Source organism: Acetobacter sp. (assembly GCF_047721705.1).
Classification (GTDB): Bacteria; Pseudomonadota; Alphaproteobacteria; order Acetobacterales; family Acetobacteraceae; genus Acetobacter.
Window position 1 is genome coordinate 1 of record NZ_JBDNXK010000110.1, and the last position, 9,601, is coordinate 9,601.

General features: G+C 57.8%; 10 protein-coding genes. 9 read left to right on the plus strand and 1 reads right to left on the minus strand.

Translation table 11 applies throughout. From position 1 onward, the window contains the following. The 5 genes from ABF824_RS14245 to ABF824_RS14265 form a co-directional block, all read left to right on the plus strand. A partial coding sequence (locus ABF824_RS14245; protein WP_415489668.1) for a UbiD family decarboxylase domain-containing protein occupies window positions 1-1,029 on the plus strand: 1,029 nt, incomplete at its 5' end. A 100-nt stretch (window positions 1,030-1,129) separates the two neighbouring features. Beyond that, window positions 1,130-1,720: a UbiX family flavin prenyltransferase gene (locus ABF824_RS14250; protein ID WP_415489669.1), complete on the plus strand. Its 591-nt coding sequence runs from the start codon at window positions 1,130-1,132 to the stop codon at window positions 1,718-1,720. Between the two features lie 10 nt (window positions 1,721-1,730). Then, window positions 1,731-2,450, plus strand: coding sequence for a DUF554 domain-containing protein (locus tag ABF824_RS14255; RefSeq protein WP_415489670.1), 720 nt, complete (start codon window positions 1,731-1,733; stop codon window positions 2,448-2,450). After that, on the plus strand, window positions 2,447-2,878 hold the full coding sequence (locus tag ABF824_RS14260; protein ID WP_386884235.1) for a pyridoxamine 5'-phosphate oxidase family protein: 432 nt from the start codon (window positions 2,447-2,449) through the stop codon (window positions 2,876-2,878). The genes ABF824_RS14255 and ABF824_RS14260 overlap by 4 nt, the downstream gene beginning before the upstream one ends. A 113-nt stretch (window positions 2,879-2,991) precedes the next feature. Beyond that, window positions 2,992-4,788, plus strand: coding sequence for a tannase/feruloyl esterase family alpha/beta hydrolase (locus tag ABF824_RS14265; RefSeq protein WP_415489671.1), 1,797 nt, complete (start codon window positions 2,992-2,994; stop codon window positions 4,786-4,788). A gap of 74 nt (window positions 4,789-4,862) precedes the next feature. On the opposite strand, the gene ABF824_RS14270 is transcribed toward ABF824_RS14265, so the two are convergent. Then, a complete protein-coding gene (locus ABF824_RS14270; protein ID WP_415489672.1) occupies window positions 4,863-5,771 on the minus strand; it encodes a LysR family transcriptional regulator in 909 nt (302 codons plus the stop codon). Window positions 5,772-5,862: 91 nt separating this feature from the next. Here ABF824_RS14270 and ABF824_RS14275 point away from each other — a divergent pair, with 91 nt between their 5' ends. The 4 genes from ABF824_RS14275 (at window position 5,863) to ABF824_RS14290 (ending at window position 9,346) form a co-directional block, all read left to right on the plus strand. Then, a complete protein-coding gene (locus ABF824_RS14275; RefSeq protein ID WP_415489673.1) occupies window positions 5,863-6,576 on the plus strand; it encodes a type 1 glutamine amidotransferase domain-containing protein in 714 nt (237 codons plus the stop codon). Next, a complete protein-coding gene (locus tag ABF824_RS14280; RefSeq protein WP_386884239.1) occupies window positions 6,573-7,586 on the plus strand; it encodes an alcohol dehydrogenase catalytic domain-containing protein in 1,014 nt (337 codons plus the stop codon). Before ABF824_RS14275 ends, ABF824_RS14280 begins: the two co-directional genes overlap by 4 nt. Window position 7,587: 1 nt before the next feature. Further along, on the plus strand, window positions 7,588-8,697 hold the full coding sequence (locus tag ABF824_RS14285) for an NADH:flavin oxidoreductase/NADH oxidase (RefSeq protein WP_415489674.1): 1,110 nt from the start codon (window positions 7,588-7,590) through the stop codon (window positions 8,695-8,697). A 112-nt stretch (window positions 8,698-8,809) separates the two neighbouring features. Continuing rightward, window positions 8,810-9,346, plus strand: a complete 537-nt coding sequence (locus ABF824_RS14290; RefSeq protein ID WP_415489675.1) for an SRPBCC domain-containing protein — start codon at window positions 8,810-8,812, stop codon at window positions 9,344-9,346. Window positions 9,347-9,601 lie beyond the last annotated feature (255 nt).

Genomic DNA, 9,601 nt, shown 5'->3' on the forward strand with positions numbered 1-9,601 from the left:
CTACTGGGGAGCGATCCGGATAACGGCCATACGGATGTTACCATCCATCGCCTGTGCGTGCAGGGGCGTGATGAACTCTCGGTCTTTTTCGCGCCCGGACGCCATATTGATGCCTTCCGTGCCAAGGCGGAAGAGCGGGGTGAAGCATTGCCCATTACCATCAATATGGGGTTGGATCCTGCCATCCCTATCGGTGCGTGTTTCGAGGCTCCCACCACGCCACTGGGCTTTGATGAACTGACCGTAGCTGGCGGGTTACGGGGCAGGCCGGTTGAACTCGTGGATGCTGTGACGGTCAAAGAACGTTCTATCGCCAGGGCCGAAATCGTGATCGAAGGTGAGATCCTGCCGGGACGTCGGATACGAGAGGACGTCAACACCGATACCGGTCATGCGATGCCTGAATTTCCGGGTTATAATGGCCCCGCCAATCCATCCTTGCCGGTGATCAAGGTCAAGGCCGTGACCATGCGGAAGAATGCTATTTTGCAGACATTGGTCGGACCAGGCGAAGAGCACGTGAATCTGGCAGGGATCCCAACGGAAGCCAGCATTTTCAATGCCTGCGACAAGGCGCTGCCGGGCTTTGTGAAGAATGTCTACGCACATAGCGCAGGTGGAGGAAAACTGCTGGCGATCCTGCAGGTCTGCCAGCGCAGCGCAGGCGATGCAGGCAAGGCGCGTCAGGCCGCGCTGATTGCTTTAGCAGTATATCGCGAACTTAAGAATGTTATCATCGTTGATGACGATGTTGATCTGTTTGACAGTAACGACGTGCTCTGGGCGATGCAGACACGATATCAGGGAAATGTGGATACCGTGTTCGTGCCAGGGGTAACGGGGCATGTGCTCGATCCCTCGCAGGTGCCGGATTATGATCCATCCATCACTGCGAAAGGTGTGTCCTGCAAGACGATCTTTGACTGCACCTATCCGTGGAAGCTGAAGGAACATTTTGTGCGAGCGCAGTTCCGGGATGTCGATCCGCATCCGTTCGCACCGTCGATTTTTCCTCAAGTCGGCATGTAACGCTTCATGAAACCTGCCCACTGGACTGTCGCGCCAGATAGGCCAGTGGATTCCATGCGCAGAATACCATCGTGGCTCACTATCTGAAAGGGAGCGTTTCATGGCCCGCAAACGGATCGTTGTCGGCATTACCGGGGCATCTGGCTTCCAGTACGGAGTTGAAGTTTTGCGTCTGCTGCGGGAGGCTGATATCGAGCCGCATCTTGTCATGTCCCGTGGCGCACAATTGACGCGTGAGCATGAAACCAGCCTATCGGCTGAGGACGTGTGTGCCCTTGCAAGCCATATCCATTCGCCCAGCGCACTGGGCGCATCTATTTCCAGCGGATCCTTTCGTACCGACGGTATGATTATTGCCCCGTGTTCCATGCATACGCTTGGTGCAATTGCATCGGGTGTTACGGACAATCTTGTCACGCGCGCGGCCGATGTCGTGCTCAAGGAGCGACGGCGTCTGGTACTGATGACACGTGAGGCGCCGCTTCATCTGGGCCATCTGCGTAACATGCAGGCGGTGACCGAATACGGCGGCATCATTTTTCCCCCGGTTCCAGCTATTTACGCGGCGCCGCGTACAAGTGCCGACATCATCCGCCACAGTGCTGCGCGCGGCCTGTCGCTGCTGGACGTGGATGTGGCTGAGATGCCTCGCTGGGGCGAAACATTGTCTGCCGTCTCAGCGGAAAAATAGGGATACAGTAATGTTGATCGGCTCATACACTGACGCAGGCGTGGTGCTGACCGGAGGCATCCTTGGCGCGGCTCTGAATGGGTATATTCCCCAACGTCTTAAAGATGGTTTGCCGATGATGTTCGGTCTGGCATCCATGGGAATGGGTATTTCGCTGATTGTCCATGGCCATGCCATTGCCGTAATGGTCATATCCCTGCTGCTTGGGGTTATCATAGGCGAAAGCTGTGCCTTGGAGAGTCATTTGGGTGCGGTGTCCACGTGGGGGAATCGGTTGCTGGGACGCTTTGTGCCGATGCCTGCAGATCTGACGCCAGAGGTGTTTCTTGAGCGCTTCGTGGCACTTACCGTTCTCTTCTGCGCCAGCGGTACTGGAATATTCGGTGCCATTCATGAGGGAATGACAGGAGACCCGTCCATCTTGCTCGCAAAGTCTGTTCTGGACTTTCTGACTGCCGCTATTTTTGCAACAACGCTGGGCTTCGCAGTCGCGGCTATATGCATCCCTCAACTGGTGGTTCTGCTGGTTCTTGCGACAGGCGCCACTTATCTTGTTCCTCTGACGACCCCGCTGATGAATGACAATTTTGCAGCTGTAGGGGGCGTGCTGATGCTGGCAACCGGATTCCGGATCTGTGGCATTGTCAAATTTCCGGTTGGCAACATGCTGCCCGCATTGGTGCTGGCCATGCCCATGACCGCCATTTGGCTAAGGTTTGTTGGATCATGACCGCATTCACCCCCAGAATTGATGCCCTGCTGGAAGAATATCATGTCATGTCTCTGGCGGTCTGCGCCGGGCACCAGCACTGGGCGGCCCCTGTATTCTATGTTTTTGATCCGTTACGTATGCGTCTGTTGTTTGTAACAGATCCCTCGACCCGTCACGGTCTATTGCTGGAGCAGACAGGGCGGGCAATAGCAACTGTCAGTGGTCAGGACCGATCCATTCCTTTCTTGCGTGGACTGCAGATGGAAGGGGATGCATGGAGGCTGGGTACTGCGGACAGGAAATTGGCAGAACACCTCTATACGGATCGGTTTTCTATTCCACCCCATCTTCAGCCCGCCTATTGGGCGTTTACGCCGCTTTACATCAAGGCGACCGATAACAGGAACGGCTTCGGCCATAAAGAAGAATGGGACCATCCGCAGTAACAAACCATTCGGTGCTCTGACTGGTCGCCTTTAACAGCCCCATATATCTGATGTGTCATGACATGACTTGGTTTCTTCTGACGAATCAGATTGAACAGGATATTTTGCCTAATATGAAAAGAATACTTCTGACCCTGACCGTTCTCCTTGCGATCATGGGCGCACGGACCGGATTGCTGTCTGTCCCTGTCACTCCGGCACAGGCAGCGGATCACGCTTCCCTGCCAGTGGTCGCGCCCGTCATATCGTGCGAGGTGCTGGGGAATGTCGATCTCGCACCCGTCGTCGGCGCTACCGTTCATGGCCAGAAGGCTGCCGTGCTTCAGACCTCCAAGGGTAAATTCTGCAAGGTCACGGGGCAGATCGCGCCTGCAGTTTCTTTCGAGGTCGACCTGCCCATGGAGCACTGGACACAGCGCTTCCTGTTGGGGGGCTGTGGCGGCCTGTGCGGCATGACGCGTGTGGGCGTCAGCAATGCTGGCGCCTGCGCTCCTGCCCTGAACGGGGAATTCGTCATGGCAGGCGACGACATGGGCCACACCGGCCCTATGACGGGACTGGCGCAGGGCGAGTTTGGTAAAGACCCACAGAAGCGTATCGACTTTGCCTATCGCGCGAACCATGTCACCGCGCTGGCGGCCAAGGCCCTGACGGCGGCCTTTTACGGACAAGCCCCGAAATATTCCTATTTTGTCGGTTGCTCCGATGGCGGACGCGAAGCGCTGATGGAAGCGCAGCGTTTTCCCGAGGATTTTGACGGCATTTCCGCTGGGGCGCCGGCCGCCCTGTTTACTGTGCAGAACTCTTTCTATCATGCGTGGAACGTGCGCGGGAACCAGCGTGCCGATGGCACCAATATTCTGCTGCAGAACCGCGTCGGTATTCTGCATGACGCTGTCATCCGCCACTGCGATACGCTTTCGGGTGTAAAGGACGGGATTCTCGAAGATCCTCGCGCCTGCCATTTCGATCCTGCATGGGTGCAGTGCCCGGCAGGGCAGGGGGATACGTCGCACTGTCTGACGGCGGAGGAAACGCAGGCGGCTCTTCGACTTTACGAGGGCGCGACGGATGCGGCAGGGCACCCCTACATTATCAGCGGCCCACTGCCGGGATCAGAACTGCAATGGGCGCTCCCTGCGACCGCGCACGGAGAGTCTATGAGCAGTGGCATTGCTGCTTCGGCGATTGCCTATGTCATAGCGGCGCAGGTGGATGAAAAGGCAGCTGACCTGACCCACTTCCACTTTGATGACGCCTCCTTCGCCTACATGAACAAACTGGCCCCGCTGTATAATGCTGAAAACACGAACCTGCGTCCGTTCCACCAACATGGTGGCCGCCTGATCCTGTGGCATGGGCTGGCGGACCAGTCGATCTCGCCTCTGAACACCATCGCGTATTATCAGGGCGTGCAGCGGGAGATGGGCGTGGAGCAGACCGACAGCTTCCTGAAATTCTACCTGCTGCCCGGCGTCGGGCATTGCGGCAATGGCGAGGGCTTTCCGCAGGTCGATTTCCTCACCCCACTTATGGCCTGGACGGAAACCGGCACTGCGCCTGCCGCTATCCGGACTGAAAGGACGACGCAGGGCACGGAACCGATGGGGCCGCCATCCGGTGGCCATGGCGAGCCGCCGGCGGGTGGGCAGATTCACATGGCCCTCACGCCCAGCCAACCTTATGCGCAACCGAACGCCACGGCGACAGCCAGCCGTCCGGTTTATCCTTACCCATATATGGCTCAGTATATCGGGTCAGGGGACGTGAATGAGGCGCGGAATTATCGACCGGTGAAATCGCCGGTGTCCTTGCCGATGGTATTTGCAAGCCATGCCACGCCATTGATCGGTCCGGATAACCAGAAGGATTACGAGGTCAGGAATGGAAAGCTGGGCACCATGCATTAACGTGATCCAGCTGTGAGAATAAGGTTGCGGGATGTGGGAGGCCAGATGCCCACATCCCGTATGGCTTGGGATAGTTACCGAGTTTCCAGTGTATTTTCAGTCAGTTTTCCGCGGAGCCACTGATAACGGGGGTCGCTCCCGGTACGGCAGTGCCAGGCAAGAATCTTGTCAAAGCCCGGCACGGTCAGGGGAGAGGGGGGACTGAACAGTGTCAGGTCCTTCCTCCCGTGTAAAAGTCTACGTGGGGCCATCGTGATCAGGTCCGTCTTCAGAAGAAGATCAGGGAGTGCCAGAAAATTTGGCACCGACAGGGCGACATGACGCCTGCGTCCAAGTGTTTCGAGCTGTCTGTCTGTCGCGCCACAGAAGCGTCCTCCTTCATACGAAACGATGATGTGACCGGCGGCGCAATACTGGTCCAGCGTCATGTGCATGCCTGCGGTCGGATGGTTCTTCCGCGCCGCGCAGATATACTCTTCATGAAACAGCTTTGATGACAGCAGATCGGGCGGGCAGGTCTCCGGCGTGACCAGCGCCATGTCGAGCTGACCTTTCTCCAACTGCTCCTGAAGCCGGGCATCATCAAGCGGGTAAACCGCAAGTGTGATGCCTGGCGCCTCCTGTCGCAACCGGGCGATGAACGGCAGCAGGACAACCTGAAGCGCATAATCGGTCGCGGCAATCGAAACCGTAAATGACGCCGAAACCGGGTCGAAGGCGTCTGGCTGACAGAGTGTGCCGATCTCGCACAGGATGCGCTTGAGCGGCGCGACAAGATCGAGTGCGCGCGTTGTGGGCGTCATGCCGCGCTGTGTCCTGACCAGCAGCGGATCGCCAAAATTCTCCCGAAGACGGGTCAGCATATTGCTGACCGCAGGCTGCGTCACGCCGAGCCGCTCGGCCGCCCGGGTCACACTGCCTTCCTCAAGCAGCATGTCGAGCGCGCGGAGCAGGTTGAGATCGAGATTCCTGATATCACCCATATTTATGGGGTCCATATTCTGTGACTATTGGATTTATTCTGAGGGCAATGCCATCCTGACGCAACTCATGATTCCTGCGAGGAAAATTACCATGCCTCACCCTCTGCTCAAGATACTGATGGTCGTGACCTCTCACGCGGCCCTGGGCGCTTCCGGTCATCAGACCGGCGTCTGGTTCGAAGAGCTGACGACACACTATTATGTCTTTCGGGATGCGGGAGCGCAGGTCGATATCGCATCGATTGAAGGCGGCAAAATCCCGGTCGATCCACGCTCCGTCCAGCATAGCGACAAAGATCCCGAGAGCGTGCAGCGCTTTCTGAAAGATCGTCCTGCCATGGATGATCTGGAGCACTCACGCAAAATCACCAGTGTTTCCGTAGATGGGTATGACGCCGTTTTTATTCCCGGCGGCCACGGTGTGATGTGGGACATGCCCAACAGCACACCACTCCAGAGCCTGATCCTGCGCGCATGGTCGGACGGCAAGGTTGTTGCGTCCGTCTGTCACGGGCCGGCAAGCCTGACGGGCATCCGCAACCCGGATGGAACCTCGTTCGTGAAAGGCAAGAAGATCAGCGCTTTCTCGGACAGTGAGGAAGAAGCCGCCGGCCTGACAAAAACCGTTCCGTTCCTGCTGGAAACCCGGCTCCGCGATGAGGGTGCGATTTATGAGAAGGGCGAGAACTTCAAGCCGTTCATGGTCCGCGACGGACGGCTCGTGACGGGACAAAACCCGCAATCCTCCGCTCTGGTTGCACGGGAAGTTCTCTCGGTTCTCACAGAGGGCAAGAATACGAAATGACAGACTATGGGGTTCCCGATCATTATCGGGCCTGGTGCTGGGAGCAGGGCACGTCGGCTCTGGATCTCGTGCTGAAGAATGTTGCCCGTCCTGTGCTCCAACCGGATGAGGTGCTGGTTCGCAACCATATTGCGGGGCTCAATCCGGTGGACTGGAAAGCCCTGGGTGCGCGTCTCGCACCCTGGACACCGGGACGGGTGCCCGGTGTCGATGGTGTGGGTGTTGTCGTGGCGACGGGACGCGATATCGGCGATGACTGGGTGGGGCGGCGTGTCGCCTACCATCAGAGTCTGATGCGGCCCGGCAGTTTTGCGGAGTATACGCCTGTCCGCTTTCGGGCACTTATCAACATACCCCGCACACTGGATTTTGAGGCGGCGGCCAGCGTACCCTGTCCTGCGCTGACGGCGTGGCTGGCACTCTCCAAACTGCCGAGCCGAGCAGGTGCAACACTATTGGTCGCAGGTGCGGGCGGCGGTGTCGGCAATTATCTCGTCCAGCTTGCTGTGGACCGCGGTTTTGCCGTGACGGCGATGTGCAACCAGCGGCACTGGGCACGGTTACGGGCCATGGGCGTGCAGGATTGCGTTGCAGGGCCTCTGAAAGCCAGCGAGGCACTACCGGATACACTGAAAAACCGTTTCCATGCGGTGATCGACTGCGTGAGCACGGACCATGCGGGAGCCATGGCTCCGGCGCTCAAGGCGAACGGGCATATCGTGTGCATCCAGAACCGCCTGACGGAGTGGCCAGATCCACCCTTTACCCGGTGTATTTCAGTTCACGAGGTCGCCCTCGGCGCGCTGCATGATTACGGCGACGATGACGATTGGCATGACCTCACCACGGCCGGACATCGTATTCTGGCCTGCCTGGCAGAGCAGACGCTCTTTCCTGAAGAGACCGTCATTCGCGATTTCGCGGATCTACCGACATTTCTGAATGACCTCGAACACCGGCAGTTTTCCGGGAAAGCGCTGATCCGCGTTACATCCGTTGAGGAAGCATGACATGACCCCCGCTCTTTTTACGCCCTTCGCCCTGAAGAACGCACACCTACGAAATCGCATCGTTGTTCCGCCCATGTGCCAGTATACCGCCGTTGACGGGTTCACAACCGATTGGCACGCAGCCCATTACGCAAGCCTTGCCCGCGGCGGTTCCAGTCTTGTTATCGTGGAAGCGACGGCCGTTTCTCCCGAAGGACGGATCACACCCGGATGTGCAGGGCTATGGGATGACCGGCATATCGCGGGCATGGCGACTGTTGCGCGGGAGATCAAGGCCGCTGGCGCCGTCGCAGGGATTCAGCTTGCTCATGCGGGCCGGAAGGCGAGCGCCAACCGACCGTGGGAGGGTGACGACCATATTGCCGCGGGCGACCCGCGCGGGTGGGAAACGATTTCGCCGTCCGCCATCGCTTATGGCGCGAACCTGCCCCAGGTGCCGCGGGAAATGGCGCATGAGGACATCGCGCGGGTGCAGGCGGATTTTGTTGCCGCGACGCGCCGCGCCGTGGAGGCGGGGTTCGAATGGCTGGAACTGCATTTCGCCCATGGCTATCTCGCGCAAAGCTTTTTCTCGGTTCATGCCAATCATCGCACGGACGAGTATGGCGGCGATCTGACGGGACGGAGCCGTTTTCTTCTGGAAACGCTCCGTGCGGTCCGCAAGGTCTGGCCTGATAATTTTCCGCTCACTGCTCGCTTCGGGGTCATTGAGTTCGACGGACGCGACGAGGAGACCCTTGAAGAAGCGATCACCCTGACCCGCCAGTTCAAGGCGGAAGGGCTGGACATGCTCAATGTCAGCGTCGGTTTCTCAACGCCGGATGCACAGATTCCGTGGGGTCCGGCATTCCTGGCGCCGATTGCCGAGCGGGTCCATCGTGAGACGGGCATGCCCGTAGCATCGTCCTGGGGGATCGATACGCCGCTTCTGGCCAATGGGGTCGTGGAAAAGAAGCAGATGGAGCTGGTGATGGTGGGACGGGCACAGCTTGCCGATCCGCACTGGCCCTACGTGGCGGCATTGAAGCTTGGCCTTGATCGGCCGTCCTGGGTTTTGCCGCCTTCTTATGCGCACTGGCTTGAGCGTTATCGACCTGCGGCGTCAGAATAGATTTATTTCCAATATTTTCATTAGTTATGACCTTCATCATAACTCATGATTGGAATTTATATCTTGGGCGAATTATCAAACAGCTCAGCTTTCAGCAGAGGAGAAAATCTCAATGGCAAACGAAATCTTCTGGCCTCCAGGCTATATCCCGGGCTTCGCGGATAATTTCGCTTCGAATGAGATGATTGTGGCAGGCCTGACAACTGCTGAAATCTGGCCGTTACTCAGTCATCCGGCGAAATGGCCAACCTATTATGCCAATTCCGCCAACCCTCGCTTTTATGATGATAAAGGTCCTGAACTGGCGCACGCAGTGCGGTTTTATTTTGAGACGTTTGGCTTTCCGGTTGAGGCTGAAGTCACGGAATATGTCCCCCCGGCCTTGGGTCAGCCAGGCCGGGTGGCATGGCATGGATGGGCTGGCGAGGAAGGCTCGGCTGAGAGGCTTGATGTTCATCATGCCTGGCTGATTGAGGATCTGTCGGAAGGACGCGTCAGAATTCTTACGCAGGAAACCCAGAACGGGGAACCGGCCAGGACACTGGCAACGACGCGTCCCAATCCGATGATCAATGGCCATCAGGAATGGCTGGACGGGTTGGTTTCGGCAGCTCGAAGTTCAACGGTAACGAAATCATCCAAACTATGAACATTGCTTTTTTTCGGAACCGTCTTTGAAGAGAATGTCCGTAGTCTGCAACTCACGTTCAGCAGCGGACATTCTGCTTCCCCCGCCATGGCCATCGTTTCCTGCCGTGGAAGGGCGGCGGATTTTTGGCGCGTCCGGGGCTTTTAGAGTCAGAGGGCTGTGCGAATTTGCGTGACGGGTTGAGAGGATGGGAGAGAGTCTCCTGTCCGCCCGTCATGGAGTTTTTCGCCATGGCGACCGCTATTCCCAAAATCA

Bases quoted from the DNA above. Each gene is read 5' to 3' on its own strand.
- ABF824_RS14290 (WP_415489675.1), top strand. From the start codon at position 8,810: ATGGCAAACGAAATCTTCTGGCCTCCAGGCTATATCCCGGGCTTCGCG.
- ABF824_RS14270 (WP_415489672.1), bottom strand. From the start codon at position 5,771: ATGGGTGATATCAGGAATCTCGATCTCAACCTGCTCCGCGCGCTCGAC.
- ABF824_RS14280 (WP_386884239.1), top strand. From the start codon at position 6,573: ATGACAGACTATGGGGTTCCCGATCATTATCGGGCCTGGTGCTGGGAG.
- ABF824_RS14255 (WP_415489670.1), top strand. From the start codon at position 1,731: ATGTTGATCGGCTCATACACTGACGCAGGCGTGGTGCTGACCGGAGGC.
- ABF824_RS14285 (WP_415489674.1), top strand. From the start codon at position 7,588: ATGACCCCCGCTCTTTTTACGCCCTTCGCCCTGAAGAACGCACACCTA.
- ABF824_RS14275 (WP_415489673.1), top strand. From the start codon at position 5,863: ATGCCTCACCCTCTGCTCAAGATACTGATGGTCGTGACCTCTCACGCG.
- ABF824_RS14260 (WP_386884235.1), top strand. From the start codon at position 2,447: ATGACCGCATTCACCCCCAGAATTGATGCCCTGCTGGAAGAATATCAT.
- ABF824_RS14265 (WP_415489671.1), top strand. From the start codon at position 2,992: ATGAAAAGAATACTTCTGACCCTGACCGTTCTCCTTGCGATCATGGGC.
- ABF824_RS14250 (WP_415489669.1), top strand. From the start codon at position 1,130: ATGGCCCGCAAACGGATCGTTGTCGGCATTACCGGGGCATCTGGCTTC.